Annotated in this window: 13 protein-coding genes; 7 read left to right on the top strand and 6 right to left on the bottom strand. The window is 63.5% G+C overall.

Translation table 11 applies throughout. From position 1 onward, the window contains the following. Positions 1 to 17: 17 nt before the first annotated feature. From E8F20_RS09290 to E8F20_RS09280, 3 genes are all read right to left on the bottom strand, one after another. Positions 18 to 1,037 carry an AraC family transcriptional regulator gene (locus E8F20_RS09290; protein ID WP_280283495.1) on the bottom strand — a complete coding sequence of 340 codons (1,020 nt, stop codon included), beginning with the start codon at positions 1,035 to 1,037 and terminating at the stop codon, positions 18 to 20. A 5-nt stretch (positions 1,038 to 1,042) separates the two neighbouring features. Continuing rightward, a complete protein-coding gene (gene aceK / locus E8F20_RS09285; RefSeq protein ID WP_280283494.1) occupies positions 1,043 to 2,779 on the bottom strand; it encodes a bifunctional isocitrate dehydrogenase kinase/phosphatase in 1,737 nt (578 codons plus the stop codon). A gap of 78 nt (positions 2,780 to 2,857) precedes the next feature. Beyond that, the gene (locus E8F20_RS09280; protein WP_280283493.1) at positions 2,858 to 3,772 is read right to left on the bottom strand and encodes a LysR family transcriptional regulator; all 915 of its coding nucleotides are present in this window, start codon (positions 3,770 to 3,772) and stop codon (positions 2,858 to 2,860) included. 107 nt (positions 3,773 to 3,879) lie between these two features. On the opposite strand from E8F20_RS09280, the gene E8F20_RS09275 reads away from it, so the two are divergent. Together E8F20_RS09275 and E8F20_RS09270 are read left to right on the top strand one after the other, a co-directional pair. After that, complete coding sequence (locus E8F20_RS09275; RefSeq protein ID WP_280283492.1) at positions 3,880 to 5,622, top strand: amidohydrolase; 1,743 nt, start codon at positions 3,880 to 3,882, stop codon at positions 5,620 to 5,622. A 104-nt stretch (positions 5,623 to 5,726) separates the two neighbouring features. After that, complete coding sequence (locus E8F20_RS09270) at positions 5,727 to 6,458, top strand: TorF family putative porin (RefSeq protein ID WP_280283491.1); 732 nt, start codon at positions 5,727 to 5,729, stop codon at positions 6,456 to 6,458. A 156-nt stretch (positions 6,459 to 6,614) separates the two neighbouring features. Here the strand turns inward: E8F20_RS09270 and E8F20_RS09265 are convergent, their stop codons facing one another. Continuing rightward, on the bottom strand, positions 6,615 to 7,532 hold the full coding sequence (locus E8F20_RS09265; protein ID WP_280283490.1) for a LysR family transcriptional regulator: 918 nt from the start codon (positions 7,530 to 7,532) through the stop codon (positions 6,615 to 6,617). Positions 7,533 to 7,637: 105 nt separating this feature from the next. On the opposite strand from E8F20_RS09265, the gene E8F20_RS09260 reads away from it, so the two are divergent. From E8F20_RS09260 to E8F20_RS09250, 3 genes are all read left to right on the top strand, one after another. Continuing rightward, entirely contained in the window at positions 7,638 to 9,380 is a 1,743-nt protein-coding gene (locus E8F20_RS09260) for an amidohydrolase (RefSeq protein ID WP_280283489.1), read from the top strand. A gap of 102 nt (positions 9,381 to 9,482) precedes the next feature. Beyond that, on the top strand, positions 9,483 to 10,214 hold the full coding sequence (locus E8F20_RS09255) for a TorF family putative porin (RefSeq protein WP_280283488.1): 732 nt from the start codon (positions 9,483 to 9,485) through the stop codon (positions 10,212 to 10,214). 233 nt (positions 10,215 to 10,447) lie between these two features. Beyond that, positions 10,448 to 11,356 carry a DMT family transporter gene (locus E8F20_RS09250; RefSeq protein ID WP_280283487.1) on the top strand — a complete coding sequence of 303 codons (909 nt, stop codon included), beginning with the start codon at positions 10,448 to 10,450 and terminating at the stop codon, positions 11,354 to 11,356. Positions 11,357 to 11,505: 149 nt separating this feature from the next. Here E8F20_RS09250 and E8F20_RS09245 read toward each other — a convergent pair whose 3' ends face one another. Further along, entirely contained in the window at positions 11,506 to 12,591 is a 1,086-nt protein-coding gene (locus E8F20_RS09245; RefSeq protein ID WP_280283486.1) for a polyamine ABC transporter substrate-binding protein, read from the bottom strand. 282 nt (positions 12,592 to 12,873) lie between these two features. Then, positions 12,874 to 13,848, bottom strand: coding sequence for a cysteine synthase A (gene cysK / locus E8F20_RS09240; RefSeq protein WP_280283485.1), 975 nt, complete (start codon positions 13,846 to 13,848; stop codon positions 12,874 to 12,876). A 220-nt stretch (positions 13,849 to 14,068) separates the two neighbouring features. Here cysK and E8F20_RS09235 point away from each other — a divergent pair, with 220 nt between their 5' ends. Both E8F20_RS09235 and E8F20_RS09230 read left to right on the top strand, forming a co-directional pair. Continuing rightward, positions 14,069 to 14,914 carry a MoxR family ATPase gene (locus E8F20_RS09235; RefSeq protein WP_280283484.1) on the top strand — a complete coding sequence of 282 codons (846 nt, stop codon included), beginning with the start codon at positions 14,069 to 14,071 and terminating at the stop codon, positions 14,912 to 14,914. A gap of 140 nt (positions 14,915 to 15,054) precedes the next feature. Next, positions 15,055 to 16,233, top strand: a complete 1,179-nt coding sequence (locus E8F20_RS09230; RefSeq protein WP_028629021.1) for a VWA domain-containing protein — start codon at positions 15,055 to 15,057, stop codon at positions 16,231 to 16,233. The last annotated feature ends 36 nt before the right edge of the window (positions 16,234 to 16,269 follow it).

Raw genomic sequence — 16,269 nt, 5'->3', positions numbered from 1 at the left:
GTTCCAGTGCCCTTCCACTACCCCCGGAAATGGCTCGGCGGCTGGCCGCTCCAGCGCTGGAAGGCATGGCGCAGACTGGCGGTTTCGCTGAAGCCGAGTTCTTCGGCGATGCGGTAGATGGGGATGTCGCCTTTCTGGAGCATTTCCTTGGCACGGGTGAAGCGCAGTTCATCGAGCAACTGCTGGTAGCTGGTCTGCTGCTGAGCCAGGTGGCGGCGCAGGCTACGCGAGGAGCAGTTCATCTGCCGCGCCAACTCTTCCAGCCCCGGCGGGTCCTGCAGTCGGGCGGCAAGCAGACCTCGCACCCGCTCCAGCCAGGCGCGGCGAGCAGCGAATTCGACGTTTTGCCGGCGACACTGTTCGAGCATTTCCTTGTGGGTCACCGGGTCTGCCAGGGGCAGGCGCCGGGCCAGCCAGGCAGCATCGAATCCGATGGCGCTGTGAGCCGCGCCAAAGGTAACCGGGCAGCCGAACCCTTTGGCGTAGGGCCGCGCCATGCCGCTGCTGCTCGGGTAATCCAGCTGCACAGAGTGCAACGGCAGGGGCTGGCCCAGCAGGTCGGCGAAGATCACTTTCAGCGAGCCCAGGCAAAGCTCGGTATTGAAAGCCCGCAGCGACTCCTCTTCGCCATAGCCGGCGGCAGTCAGCCAGACAGTATCGCCGTCCTGCTCCAGCGCCAGACGGAAATAGGTGCCCAACAGCACCGGGTAGTTCAAGCCCACGCGCAGTGCCTCGCCGAAGGTGGGCGCTGAAAGCATCGCGTAACCGAGCAAACCATAGGCGGAAATACGCGTGCGCAGGCCAAGGGTCAGGCCCAGGGCCACGCGCGGCGCCAGGCGCACGGCGTTGGCGTAGACCTGCTGCTCCTGCTCGGGGTTGACCAGCTTTTGCAGCTCGACCAGATCCTGCTCGCTGATGCCGCTGCCCGCCAGCACGTCGCACGCGTCGATGCCCTCCTCCCGCAGCAGCGCCACGGTCAGCGCCGACATGTGCAGGGAGTTGAGCCAGGTGGCGCGGGAAAAGATGTGCTCGACCATGGCCTTTACTGGATAGCCTCCGTGAGTTCCCGTTCCTGTCGCCGGTAGGGGAAGACGTCGATAACCTTGCCGGAGCGGATCGCATCCTGCAGGGACTTCCAGTACGCGGCTTCGTAGAGGTCGCCATGCAGCTTGTTGAACAAGCGGCGCTGGCCGATATCGGCAAAAAGGAAGCGCGGGAATTCCTCGGGGAACACATCGTTGGGCGCCACCGAGTACCAAGGCTCGGCGGACATTTCGTCTTCCGGGTAGCGCGGCGGCGGGATGACGCGGAAGTTCACCTCGGTGAGGTAGCAGATCTCGTCGTAGTCATAGAACACCACGCGGCCGTGGCGGGTGACACCGAAGTTCTTCAGCAACATGTCACCGGGGAAGATATTGGCCGCCGCCAACTGTTTGATCGCCAGGCCGTAGTCGTAGAGCGCCTCATGCACCTGGGCCTCGCTGGCGCTTTCCAGGTAGATGTTCAGCGGCGTCATGCGGCGTTCGGTCCAGCAGTGGCGGATCAGCACCACGTCGCCTTCGAGTGCCACGGTGGACGGTGCCACCTCCAACAGCTCGGCCAGGCACTCCGGCTCGAACTTGGATTTGGGGAAACGGAAGTCGGCGAACTCCTGGGTGTCCGCCATGCGCCCTACCCGGTCGACGGTCTTCACCAGCCGGTACTTCTCGATCACGGTGTTGCGGTCCACCGTCTTGGCGTGGGCGAAGCGGTCCTTGATGATCTTGAACACGGTGTTGAAGCCCGGCAGCGTGAACACGCTCATCACCATGCCGCGCACGCCGGGGGCCATGATGAAGCGGTCGTCGGTGTTGGCCAGGTGGTTGATCAGGGCACGGTAGAACTCCGACTTGCCGTGCTTGTAGAAACCGATGGAGGTGTACAACTCGGCAATGTGCTTGCCGGGCAGGATGCGCTTGAGGAAGCCGACGAACTCGGCGGGTACCGCCACGTCCACCATGAAGTAGGACCGGGTGAAGGAGAAGATGATCGACACTTCCGCTTCGTCGGTGATCATGGCGTCGGCCTGGATGCCGCGGTCCTCGCGGTGCAACAGCGGGATCACCAGCGGCCACTGTTCGTCGCGGGTGTAGATGCGGCCGACCAGGTAGGCGCCCTTGTTGCGGAACAATGGCGCGGCGAACAGCTCGATGCGCATCTCCGGGTCCTTGCACACCCAGTCCGGCAGGTTTTCGCGCAGCTGGGTTTCGAGGCGTTCAAGGTCACCGGCACGGTCGTCGTAGGGCACCTCGAAGCGGAAGTCGTCGAGTATCGCCGAGAGCGCCGCGTGCAGCCGCCCTTCGGGTCGGTAATTGCGGGTCTGGGGCGCGCGCTCATGGGCGCGCAACGAAGGCCGGGTGGTATGGATGAACATGCAACCATCGCTGATCAGGTCATGGCTGAACAGGCTGCAAAACACCGAGTTGTACCAGGTCTCGGACAGTTCATCGTCGAGGCGCACATCGATCAGGCCGATATAGGCGCTCTTCACCAGAGGCCAGAGCTGTACGTCCAGCAACTCATCCATCGCATAGGCCGCGCGCAGTCGCTCGCTGGTTTCGCTGACCTTCACCTCATACAAGGCAATCCGCTCGGCTGCCGCCTGCTGGGTGGCCTGCCACTGCGCCAGCTCGAAGCGGGCGCGGGCGCCGTCGGTGATCTGGCGGAAATGCTCACGGTAATCGTCGAAGCCTTCGAGGATCAGTCGGGCGATGCCTTCGGCCGGCCATTGCTGCGCCATGTGGGATGTCTCGGCTGCGGAACGGGAAAGGCGAGCTTAGCCATAAAAAATCCTGGGTTGTAGAGGCCTTTCGCCTTTCTAGGCGATCCCCCGCTCCCGCATGTACCCCTCCAGCATCTCGATGAATACCCGCACTTTGCGGGTACGACGGCGATGGGCCAGGTAGAGGATATGCACCCAGGGGCCAAAGGCATCCGGCTCGAGAAGGTAATCGGGCAACAGCCGCACCAGCTCGCCTCGCTCCAGGTATGGGGCGGCGCTCCATTGCGGGAGGAACTGCAGGCCCTTGCCGCGAAGCGCGCAGGCGAGCAGGAAGTCGTAGTTGTCGCTGGCCAGCCTGGGTGCCGGCTGTTGCAGGCGGATACGCTCTTCGCCCAGCCGCACCCACCAGAAGTGGCGGTTGAGCAACGGGTGGCGGAATACCAGCCAATCGTGCTGCTCGTAATTTTCCAGGCTTACGTCCATTGCCTTGCGTTGCAGATAGTCCGGGCTGGCGCAAAGCAGGATACGGTTCTCCGTCAACGGCCTGGCAATCAGCCCCGGCAGGTCCGTTGGCCCGTCGCGCAGGGCCAGGTCGTAGCCGCCGTCGATCAGATCGACGAAGGCGTCATTCAGGTCTACCTCCAGGCGCACCTGGGGGTGCTCGACCATGAAACGACAGCAGACCTCATTGAGAAAGGCCGGCCCGAACGACGGCGGTGCCGTGAGGCGCAGGCTGCCGCGCAGCTCGTGCTGCAACTGGTCCACCTCCTCTCCGGCCAGCTGCAACTGCATCAGCGCCTGGCGCGCGCCTTCCAGGTAGATGTGCCCAGCTTCTGTGAGCGCCATGCGTCGGGTGGTGCGTTCGAACAGACGCACGCCCAGCTCGCTCTCCAGATGGCCCACCGCCTTGGTCAGCGCGGAGGGCGTCTTGCCCAATTGCTCGGCGGCACGGCTGAAGCTGCCGTGCTCGGCGGTGGCGACGAACATGGTGAGCGCGCTGAGCTTGTCCATTGACCTATTCCGGATCGGCACAAAAGTTGTGCGAGAACATAGCATTCTGCCGCACGACCGGCTTGGTTAGGCTCTGCTCCAGACCAACAAGAACCGGAAACAACCCGATGAAAACCTTCGTCCCCACCCTGATGGCCACCGCGCTGGCTTGTTCCTCGATGGAAAGCATGGCGGCTGTCGATCTCATTCTGCATAACGCCAAGGTCTACACCGCCGAACCCGGCCAACCCTTGCAACAGGCTGTGGCAGTCGAGGACGGCAAAGTCCGCGCCGTCGGCAACGACGCCGAGGTGCTGCAACTGAAGGAGTCCACCACCCGGGTGATCGACCTCGACGGCAAGGTGCTGATGCCGGGCTTTGTGGACTCCCACTCCCACGCCGTGATGGGCGGGCTGGAGCTCGCCGCGGCCAACGTCAACACGCAGCTCCTCCCCATGGCCGAGCTGGAGCAGCGGCTGCGCGAATGGCGCGACAACGGCAAGGCGCGCCATGGCGACATCCTCAGCGTCGGTGGCCTGCCCTCGGCCTACTGGAGCCAGGTTGCGGAGTTCGAGCAACGCTTCAATCAGGGCGAATGGGCGGATGAGCCCATCGTGTTCGTCGGCTGGGACCACCACACCGGCTGGGCCAACCAAGCCATGCTCAAGCGGGCGGGTATCAACGCCGAAACCGTGAAAGCCCTCAAGGGCGAACAGTTGGCCACCATCGGCCACCATGAAGACAAACGCCCCAACGGCTTTCTCGCCGATGCAGGCCTCGACCCGGTACTGGCGCAGTTCCCGCAGGCCACCGCCGAGCAACTGTTGGAAGCCGGCCGCGCCGCCCTGCGCTACAACCTCAGCCTGGGCATCACTGCCTGGATGGACCCGGCCGCCAACGCCGCGCCGGGCGAGCCGCTGTTCGACTTCAAGCCCACTGCCCAAACGCTCGGCATCCTCCCGGTGTACAAGGCCATGGCCGAGAAAGGCGAGCTGACCGCCCATGTCGCCGCCCTGCTGGTGGCCCACCCGCGCAGTACCCCGGCCGACCTGGCAACGCTCGATCAGGTGCGCCAGCAGTTCCAGGGGTTGCCCAATCTGACCCTGCCGGGCATCAAGATCTTCGCCGACGGCGTGCCCGAGTTCCCCGCGCAGACTGCCGCCCTGCTGGAGCCCTACAAGAACTCGAAGAAGTACGGCGAGTTGCTGATCGACCCGGCGCATTTCGGTGAACTGATCAGCGCGGCGGATGGCCGTGGCTGGCTGGTGCATGTCCATGCCATCGGCGACCGCGCAGTGCGCGAAGCCCTCAATGGCATCGAGCAGGCGCGCAAGGACCGCCAGAGCGGCATCGCCCACTCGGTCACCCACCTGCAGATGGTCAACCCCAAGGAGTTCGCCCGCTTCAAGCCGCTGGATGTCATCGCCTCCATGCAGCTTTACTGGGCCAGCGCCGACGATTCCACCATGGACTTGGTGCAGCCCTACATCAGCGCCATGGCCTTCCAGTACCAGTACCCCGCCCGCTCTCTGCTGAAGAACGGCGCCACCATTTCCGGCGCCAGCGACTGGCCGGTGACCACGCCCGAACCCTGGAAGGCGATCTACCAGGCCGTCAGCCGCAAGGGGCCGAAAGGCGTGCTGAACCCCGACGAGGAAATCGACCGGGAAACCATGTTCCAGGCCTACACCCTCAATTCCGCCCGCACCATGGGCCTGGAGAAGGAGATCGGCTCCCTCGCCCCCGGCAAACAGGCCGACCTGATCCTGCTGGACCGCGACGTGTTCCAGGTGCAGCCCGAAGCCCTGCGTGACACGCGTGTGCTGAAAACCTGGTTCGCCGGCCGCGAAGTCTTCAGCGCAGACCTCTAACCACAAGAAAGTCCCTGCTCCGCGTCCAGCTCCCGCCTCCTGCGGGGGTCTGGCGGAGCCTTGCCTGCACCTGCCCGAACAATCACAACAACGGGAACCCCTCGATGAAGCGCTTCACCCTCCTCGCCCTTGCCCTGGCCCCTTTCGCCTGCCAGGCCGTGCAACTTTCCGACGATCTTTCCCTACAAGTCGACCTGGCCCTGGCCAGCGACTACCGCACCCGCGGCATTTCCCAGACGCAGAACGACCCCGCTGCCCAAGCCGGCGCCACCCTGCTCCACAGCAGCGGCCTGTACGCCGGTGCCTGGACCTCGAACGTCGACTTCGGATTCGGCCTGAAAACCCGCCAGGAGGTGGACTACTACGCCGGCTGGTACTGGCAGGCCACCGACGATGTGAGCCTGGACCTCGGCTACATCAAGTACAGCTACCCGAAGGAAGGCCAGTTCAACCAGAGCGAGGTCTACGCCATCCTCGGCGCCTACGGTTTCAAATTCGCCGCCCAGTACTCCAACGATGCGAAGAACTTCTTCGGCGAGAAGCAGGACACGCTCTACAGCTACGTCAGCTACGAAACCACCCTGCCCCTGGAGGTGGGCCTGAAACTGCGCTACGGGCGCAACGACTTCAAGGACCCGCTGTTCTGGTCCACCGGCGGCACCAGCTCTGACGACTACCGTGAGTGGGAAGCCAAGCTGACGCGCGATTTCATCGGCGCCACCTGGGGCATCGCCTACGTCGATACCGACCTGTCCCAGTCCGAGTGCGCCAGCTACTACGGCTTCACCGATGTGTGCAGCTCGACCTGGGTGGCCAGCGTGAGCAAGCGTTTCTAGCGCCGCGCAATCCACTGTGGGGGCGAATTCATTCGCTAAGGGCTGCGCAGCGGCCCCATTGATAGCCACAAGGGCAGTCCTGCGGACTGCTTAGCGAATGAATTCGCCCCCACTATGTTGTGCCGCACAAGGGTATTCCCCACAACGAGACGGGACTCACGCCAACCCCCGCTCCTCCAGGTAACAAGCCAGATAATCGATGAACGCAAGCACCTTGCCGGTCGCGCGGCGATGGCTGGGGTAGACAGCGAGGATCTGCGGGCCGAAGGCATCCGGGTCGATTTCATAGTCGGCCATCAATCGCACCAGACGGCCGTCGGCGAAGTACGGCGCGCCACTCCACAATGGCGCATGGAACAGGCCCGCACCGGCCAGCGCGTTGGCCAGCAGCAGGTCGTAGTTGTCGCTTTCCAGGCGCGGTACTGCAGGCTGCAAGAGGCTCAGGCGCTGTCCGTCCTTCTCCACCCACCAGTACGTCCGACTCAGCACCGCGTGGCGGTAGAGCAGCCAGTCATGCTGGTCAAGGGTTTCCGGGGTAACCGGCAGGGGTTTGCGTGCGAGATAGGCCGGGCTGGCGCACAACGCCAGGCGATTGCGCCCGACCACTTTGGCGATCAACCCCGACTGGTCGCCACGGCCCTCGCGCAGGGCCAGGTCATAGCCACTTTCCACCAGATCGACGAACGAGTCGCTGAGGTCCACCCTCAGGCGAATCTGCGGGTACTCGGCGAGGAAGCCGGCGCAGACTTCATCTAGAAAGGCCCGCCCGAAGGCCAGTGGCGCAGTGAGCCGCAGATTGCCATACAAACCATGCTGCAACTGCCCCACTTCCTCGCCCACCTCATGCAAGCGCTGGAGTACCTGGCGCGCGGTTTCCAGGTAGACCCGCCCGGCCTCGGTCAACACCGTGCGTCGCGTGCTGCGCTCGAACAGCCGCACGCCCAGTTCATCTTCCAGATGGGTAACGGCCTTGGTCAGGGCCGAAGGAGTCTTGCCCAGTTGCTCGGCAGCCCGGCTGAAACTGCCGTGTTCCGCCGTGGCAACGAACATGCTGATAGCGCCGAGCTTATCCATGGTTTTTCCATTCAGGAAAAAGGGTTTTGCACGATTCGGGCGTTCTGCCAGCCCGGGCCAATCGCTAGTCTCGCTGCCAGATCAATAAAAACAAGGGGTTTACCAATGAAAGGCTTCACGCCCACCCTCCTGGCCGTGGCACTGGCTTTTTCCTCGACGGCGTCCATGGCAGCCGCCGACCTGGTGTTGCTCAACGGCAAGCTGTACACCGCCGACCCATCCCAACCCGACGCGCAAGCCATGGCGGTGGCTGACGGCAAGGTCTTGAAAGTGGGCACCGACGCCGAGATCAAGGCCCTGGCCGACGCTTCCACCCAGATCATCGACCTGGCCGGCAAGCGTCTGCTGCCGGGCCTGGTGGACACCCATTCCCATGCCATCTTCGGCGGTTTGGAGATGATGTCCGCCAACATGGAGGACGAGGTGGTCGAGCTTGCCGAACTGGAGAAGCGCCTGCGCACCTGGCGCGACGACGGCAGCGCCCGCCACGGTGATGTGCTGAACATCGCCGGCATGAGTTCCGCTTACTGGGGCAAGGCCGAAGAGCTGCGCCAGGTATTCAACAACGGCGAATGGGCGAAGGTGCCGGTGGTGTTCAGTGGCAGCGACCACCACACCGGCTGGGCCAACCAGGCCATGCTGGACCGCGCCGGCATCGACGCGAAGCTGGCCGCCTCCCTGCCGGAAGCCGAGCGCGGCACCCTGGGCGTGAGCAAGGACGGCCAGCCCAACGGCTTTGCCGTGGACGCCGGCTGGGACCGCCTGGCCGCTGTAATACCAGCCGCCAGCGCCGAAGAGTTGCTGCGCGCCGGCGAATCGGCAGTGAAGTTCAACAACAGCCAGGGCATCACTGCCTGGATGGACCCGGCCGCCAACGCTGCGCCGGGTGAGGCGCTGTTCGCCCTCAAGCCCACGGAAAAGACGGTGGGTGTGTTGCCGGTGTACAAGGCCCTGGCCAACAAAGGCGAACTGAACGCCCACGTCGCCGCACTGCTGGTGGCCAACCCGAAGAGCCGCCCCGCCGACCTCGTAACGCTGGACAAGGTGCGCCAGCAATTCCAGGGCATCCCCAACCTCAGCCTGCCGGGCATCAAGGTCTTCGCCGATGGCGTGCTGGAGTACCCAGCCCAGAGCGCGGCACTGATCGACCCGTACAACAACTCGCAAAAGCGCGGCGAACTGCTGATCGACCCGGCGCACTTTGGTGAGCTAGTGAGCGCCGCCGACGCCCGTGGCTGGCTGGTGCATATCCACGCCATCGGCGACCGTGCGGTGCGCGAGTCGCTCAACGGTATCGAACAGGCACGCAAGGACCGACAGAGCGGCATCACCCACTCCATCACCCACCTGCAACTGGTGAACCCCAAGGAATTCGCGCGCTTCAAGCCGCTTGACGTGACGGCCTCGATGCAGCTGCTCTGGGCCTCCGGCGACGACTACACACTGGACCTGGTCAAGCCCTACGTCAGCGCCTTCGCCTTCCGCTACCAGTACCCGGCCCACTCGCTGCTGAGCCAGGGCGCCACCATCGCCGGCGCCAGTGACTGGCCGGTGTCGTCGCCCAACCCGTGGCTGGCGATCTACCAGGCCGTAAGCCGTGATGGTCCGAAAGGCGTACTCAATGCCGACGAGCGCATCGACCGGGAAACCATGCTCCAGGCCTACACCCTGAATGCCGCCCGCACCATCGGCCTGGACAAGCAGATCGGCTCCCTCACCCCCGGCAAGCAGGCCGACTTCATCCTGCTCGACCGCGATGTACTCAGTGTCCCCGACAAGGACCTGGCCGAAACTCGCGTCCTCAAGACCTGGTTCGCCGGTCGCGAAGTCTTCAGCGCCGACCTCTAACCACACGAAACCTCCGCTCCACGCTCAGCTCCCGCCGCATGGCGGGGGCCGGGCGGAGCCTTGCCCGCATCTGCCATAACAACCACAACAACGGAACATCCCATGCGCCGCATCACGCTCCTCGCCCTGACCCTGGCCCCCCTCGCCTGCCAGGCCGTGCAACTGACCGACGATTTCGCCTTGCAGGTCGACCTGACCCTGGCCAGCGACTACCGCACCCGCGGCATTTCCCAGACCCAGAACGATCCGACGGCCCAAGGTGGCGCCACCCTGCTCCACAGCAGCGGCCTGTACGCCGGCGCCTGGACCTCGAACGTGGACTTCGGCTTCGGCCTCAAGACCCGCCAGGAAGTGGACTACTACGCAGGCTGGTACTGGCCGGCCACCGACGATGTGAACCTGGACCTGGGCTACATCAAATACAGCTACCCGAAGGAAAGCCAATTCAACATGAGCGAGGTGTACGCCATCCTCGGCGCTTATGGCTTCCAGGCGGGTGCGTATTACTCCAACGACGCATCCACCGTGTTCGGCGAAGACCAGGATTCTCTTTATACCTACGTCGGCTATCAGACCACTCTGCCGCTGGAAGTCGGCCTGGAACTACGCTACGGGCGCGTGGACTTCAAGGACCCGATGTTCTGGTCCAACAACGGCACCAGCTCCGACGACTACCGCGAGTGGCAAGCCAAGCTGACGCGCGATTTCATTGGCGCCACCTGGGGCATCGCCTACGTCGACACCGACCTCTCCGAGTCCGAGTGCGCCAGCAACTACGGCTTCACCGATGTCTGCACGGCGACCTGGGTGGCCAGCGTGAGCAAGCGCTTCTGATGGATCTTGTAGGGTCGAATTCATTGGCTATGTCTGCGTTAGCTGTTGTACGAGATTTACCATCGGGCCAAGAGCCGGCTCCTACGGGAAATACGGCTTCTAGCAACACGTAATGCAGACAGGGCCATCGATTCCGCCACAGCCAAACTGTTCCGCCAATTTGAAAGCAAGTTGTGGATTGCGCCGCCCTTCGCGGCGGCGCATCGTGCCGGCTCCGCTGCCTGGAGCCCGCCATGAAACCCGCCGACCTCATCCGCCTGCTGAGCCTTGCCGCTATCTGGGGCGCCAGCTTCCTGTTCATCCGCATGCTGGTGCCGGACATCGGTGCGCTGCCAACGGCCTTCCTGCGGGTACTGCTCTCGGCCATCGGCCTGGCGGTGATTCTTGCGGTGCTGCGCAGCAACTGGGACTTTCGCGGCAAGCTCGGCAAGACGCTAGTGATCGGCATCGTCAGCTCCGGGGTTCCGGCCGCCATGTACGCCCTGGCGGCGCAGGTTCTGCCGGCCGGTTACTCCGCCATCTTCAATGCCACCACGCCGCTGATGGGCGTGCTGATCGGCGCGCTGTTCTTCACCGAGAAACTCACAGGCGCCAAGGCCGCTGGCGTGCTCATGGGCCTGGCCGGAGTGGCGGTGCTGACCCGCACCGGGCCGGTGGCCTTCGACGCTCAATTGCTTTGGGGCGCGGCAGCCTGCCTGGTGGCCACCACCTGCTATGGCTTCGCCGGCTTCATGACCAAGCGCTGGATCACCGAGGCCGGCGGCATGGACAGCGGCATGGTGGCCCTCGGCTGCCAGATCGGCGCCACGCTCTGCCTGGTGCCGGCATTCGCCTGGGAAGCCCCGAGCATGCCGCTGGAACCCCTGCTACACCCCACGACCTGGCTGGCCCTGGCGGCTCTGGGTTTCGTCTGCACCTCGTTCGCCTACATCCTCTACTTCCGCCTGATCGCCAACGTCGGGCCGGTGAAGACCATGACCGTGACCTTCCTGATCCCACCCTTCGGCGTGTTCTGGGGAGTGCTGCTGCTCGATGAATCGGTGTCGATGGCGCACCTGCAAGGCGGCGTGCTCATCGCCCTGGCACTGTGGCTGGTGCTCAAGCCGGCGGCGGTGCCGGCTGTGGTGAAATCGGCGGGGTAAGGTCCAACAAAAATCCTCCATAACCCTGTGGGAGCGAATTCATTCGCTATGGGCTGCGCAGCAGCCCGCTTGGCAGCTCCAAGGGCAGGCCTACGGCCTGCTTTGCGAAAGAATTCGCCCCCACAAGGCGCTTTCAGGCGAACGCCTGATCAACGCCCCGTCTTGACCGCATTCCACGTACGGGTCCGCACGCGGTCGATCTTCTGCGGCATGGACTCCAGCGCGAACAGGTTCTTCATCACCTCGGCCGGCGGGTAGATGGCCGGGTCGGCCTTGATCGCGGCCTCCACCAGCGGGTCCGCCGCCGCGTTGCCGTTGGCGTAATGCACCGAGTTGCTGATGCCGGCCATCACATCCGGGCGCAGCAGGTAGTTGAGGAAGGCGTAGCCGGCCGCTTCATCCGGCGCGTCGGCGGGCATGGCGACCATGTCGAACCACATGGGCGAGCCTTCCTTGGGCGTGGAGTACTGGATATTCACACCGTTACCTGCTTCCTTGGCGCGAGTGGCCGCCTGGAGGATGTCGCCGGAGAAGCCGACCGCCACGCAAATATCGCCATTGGCCAGGTCGCTGATGTACTTCGAGGAATGGAAGTAGGTGATGTAGGGGCGCACCTTCAGCAGCTCGGCCTGAGCCGTCTTGTAGTCATCCGGCTTCTGGCTGTGGTGCGGCAGCCCCAGGTAGTTGAGGGTGATGGGCAGCAGCTCCGGGCCATTGTCGAGTACGGCGACGCCGCACTTGGCCAGCTTCTCCATGTTCTCCGGCTTGAAGAACAGGTCCCACGAATCCACCGGGGCGTTGTCGCCCAACACCGCCTTCACCTTGTCGACGTTGTAGCCGATACCGGTGCTGCCCCAAAGGTAAGGGAAGCCGTACTGGTTGCCCGGGTCGTTCACTTCCAGCGCCTTGAGCAGCACCGGGTTGAGGTTTTTCCAGTTGGGTAGCTGGGCCTTGTCCAGCTTCTTCAGGGCACCGGCCTGGATTTGCCTGGCCATGAAGTGGTTGGAGGGCACCACCACGTCGTAGCCGGTTTTACCGGTCATCAGTTTGCCGTCGAGGGTCTCGTTGCTGTCGTAGACGTCGTAGCTGGCCTGGATGCCGGTTTCCTTGCTGAAGTTGGCCACGGTGTCCGGGGCGATGTACTCGCTCCAGTTGTAGATCTTCACCGTATCGGCCGCCTGGGCGGCGGCGGACATGGCCAGCGTCAGAAGGAGGGGCGCGAAGGAACGTGTCATTGTCGTTTTGTCCTGGCTGCTTGTGGATCGAGACCCCGTCGTGCGGGGTTCCAGCTTCTCCATCACCGCCGTCAGTGACAATGCGCGACAAGTCCCAGCGTGCCCGCGAGGAAACCAGGCCATAGGCCGAAGACGGACCACCCCGCTTGCCGCAGGGGTGCGCCAAGCGCCAGGAACCTACGCAGGTTATGGCAGAGCGGAGCGAAACCCGACGCCAGTGGCACGGATGCCCATGTTGGGTTTCGCTGCGCTCGACGCCTCGGCGAGGGCGAGTCCATCCAATTACTGTTGCAGCTCCTGTTCGGTGAACAGACCGTCGAACAACATGCTGGACAGGTAGCGCTCGCCCGAGTCCGGCAAGATCACCACGATGGTCTTGCCCTGCATTTCCGGACGCTCAGCCATGCGCACGGCGACTGCCATTGCAGCTCCGGAAGAGATGCCGCAGAGGATGCCCTCTTCGCGCATCAGGCGCAGGGCCACGGTCTTGGCTTCGTCATCGGTGCTCTGCTCGACGCGATCGACCATGGTCAGGTCGAGGTTCTTCGGCACGAAGCCGGCGCCGATGCCCTGGATCTTGTGCGGGCTGGGCTTCACTTCATCGCCGGCCAGGGTCTGGCTGATCACCGGCGAAGACACCGGCTCCACCGCGACCGAAAGAATCGGCTTGCCACAGGTTTGCTTGATATAGCGGGACACACCGGTGATGGTGCCGCCGGTGCCGACGCCGGCCACCAGCACATCCACCGCGCCATCGGTGTCGTTCCAGATTTCCGGGCCGGTGGTCTTCTCGTGAATCGCCGGGTTGGCCGGGTTCTCGAACTGTTGCAGCAGCAGGTACTGCTCGGGATTGGAGGCGGCCAGTTCATTGGCCTTCTCGATGGCGCCCTTCATGCCCTTGGCAGGCTCGGTGAGCACCAGTTCCGCACCCAGCGCCTTCAACACCTTGCGCCGCTCCAGACTCATGGACGCCGGCATGGTGAGGATCAGCTTGTAGCCACGGGCGGCGGCGACGAAAGCCAGGCCGATGCCAGTGTTGCCGGAGGTGGGTTCCACCAGGGTCATGCCCGGCTTGAGTCGGCCGGAAGCCTCTGCGTCCCAGATCATGCTGGCGCCAATGCGGCACTTCACCGAGTAGGCGGGGTTGCGACCCTCGATCTTGGCGAGAATGGTCACACCGCGCGGCCCCAGGTGGTTGATACGCACCAGGGGCGTGTTGCCAATGGCTTGCGAGTTGTCGGCGAAAAAGCGGCTCATGGCGGAATCCTTGTCATGGCGGAAAAGTGCCCAAGCCTACGACCCATCCTCAGGAGCGTCCAGCGCTCCACGGGGGCGGTTTGAGGGCATTCCTGCCATTCAGTGACTGAATGAATCGTCTGCGTTCACAGTCGACTCGTGCGCGCGTTATAGTCAGCGTTTTCCCAAATACTGAACCGCCCGGTTTTCCAACCGGAGTCTCACGTCCGAGGATTCACTGATGAAGTTCGAAGGCACCCAGTCCTACGTCGCCACCGACGACCTCAAGCTCGCGGTGAATGCCGCCATCACCCTGCAGCGCCCGCTGCTGGTCAAGGGTGAACCGGGTACCGGCAAGACCATGCTGGCCGAGCAACTGGCCGCCTCCTTCGGCGCCAAACTGATCACCTGGCACATCAAGTCCACCACCAAGGCGCACCAGGGCCTGTACGAATACGACGCCGTCAGCCGCCTGCGCGATTCCCAGCTGGATTCCGACAAGTTCCACGACGTTCGCAACTACATCAAGAAAGGCAAGCTGTGGGAGGCGTTCGAATCCGAAGAGCGCGTCATCCTGCTGATCGACGAGATCGACAAGGCCGACATCGAGTTCCCCAACGACCTGCTGCAAGAACTCGACAAGATGGAGTTCTACGTTTACGAGACCAACGAAACCATCAAGGCCAAGCAGCGCCCGATCATCATCATCACCTCGAACAACGAGAAGGAACTGCCGGACGCCTTCCTGCGCCGCTGCTTCTTCCACTACATCGCCTTCCCTGATCGCGACACCCTGCAGAAGATCGTCGACGTGCACTACCCGAATATCAGCAACTCGCTGGTGGCCGAGGCGCTGGACGTGTTCTTCGACGTGCGCAAGGTGCCGGGCCTGAAGAAGAAGCCCTCCACCTCCGAACTGGTGGACTGGCTGAAGCTGCTGATGGCCGACAACATCGGCGAAGCCGTGCTGCGCGAGCGCGACCCCACCAAGGCCATCCCGCCGCTGGCTGGCGCCCTGGTGAAAAACGAGCAGGACGTGCAACTGCTGGAACGCCTGGCCTTCATGAGCCGCCGCGCCAGCCGCTAAGAAGCGCTTGTAGGGTGGGTTAGCGAAGCGTAACCCACCAACCAGCCGCCAGGCTGGCCAAAACGATGCCTGTGGCATCGAAGGTGGGTTACGTCGCTACGCGGCTAACCCACCCTACGGTTATTGATGAGGGCGCATAAATGCTGCTCAACCTGTTCAACGAAATGCGTGCAGCCAAGGTACCGGTCTCGGTCCGCGAGCTGCTGGACCTGATCAACGCGTTGAAGCACAACGTGGTGTTCGCCGACATGGACGAGTTCTACTTCCTCGCCCGCACGGTTCTGGTCAAGGACGAGCGCCATTTCGACAAGTTCGACCGGGCCTTCAGCGCCTACTTCAAGGGCCTGGAAAAGCTCGACGACTACCTCCAGGCGCTGATTCCCGAGGAATGGCTGCGCAAGGAATTCGAACGCATGCTCACCGATGAAGAGCGTGCGCAGATCCAGTCCCTCGGCGGCCTGGACAAGCTGATCGAAGAGTTCAAGAAGCGCCTCGAAGAGCAAAAGGAACGTCACGCCGGCGGCAACAAGTGGATCGGCACCGGCGGCACCAGCCCCTTCGGCTCCGGCGGCTTCAACCCCGAAGGCATTCGCGTCGGCGATGCCGGTAAGCGCCAGGGCAAGGCCGTGAAGGTCTGGGACCAGCGCGAATACAAGAACCTCGACGATCAGGTGGAACTCGGCACCCGCAACATCAAGGTTGCCCTGCGCCGCCTGCGCAAGTTCGCCCGCGAAGGCGCTGCGGAAGAACTGGACCTGGAAGGCACCATCGACCACACCGCCAAGGACGCCGGCCTGCTCAACATCCAGATGCGCCCGGAACGCCGCAACACCGTAAAGCTGCTCCTGCTGCTGGACATCGGCGGCTCCATGGACGCCCACGTGAAGGTCTGCGAGGAGCTGTTCTCGGCCTGCAAGACCGAGTTCAAGCACCTCGAATACTTCTACTTCCACAACTTCGTCTACGAATCCGTGTGGAAGAACAACCTGCGCCGCACCTCCGAACGCACCGCCACGATGGACCTGCTGCACAAGTACGGCCCGGACTACAAAGTGGTCTTCGTCGGCGACGCCGCCATGGCCCCCTACGAAATCACCCAGGCCGGCGGCAGCGTCGAACACTGGAACGAAGAACCGGGCTACGCCTGGATGAAGCGCTTCATGGAGAAGTACAAGAAGCTCATCTGGATCAACCCCTACCCCAAAGACACTTGGAACTACACCGCCTCTACCAACATCGTCCGCGAACTGATCAACGACCAGATGTACCCGCTGACCCTGCGGGGATTGGAAGACGGGATGAAGTTTCTGTCGAAATGAACAACGGGCCCTGCGGGGCCCGTTCTGCTTTGTTGC

The sequence above is a fragment of the Pseudomonas sp. BN415 genome, assembly GCF_029871195.1.
Taxonomy (GTDB): Bacteria; Pseudomonadota; Gammaproteobacteria; order Pseudomonadales; family Pseudomonadaceae; genus Metapseudomonas; species Metapseudomonas resinovorans.
Note: the sequence above shows the minus strand (reverse complement) of the source record. Positions and strands in the feature narration are given on the sequence as shown.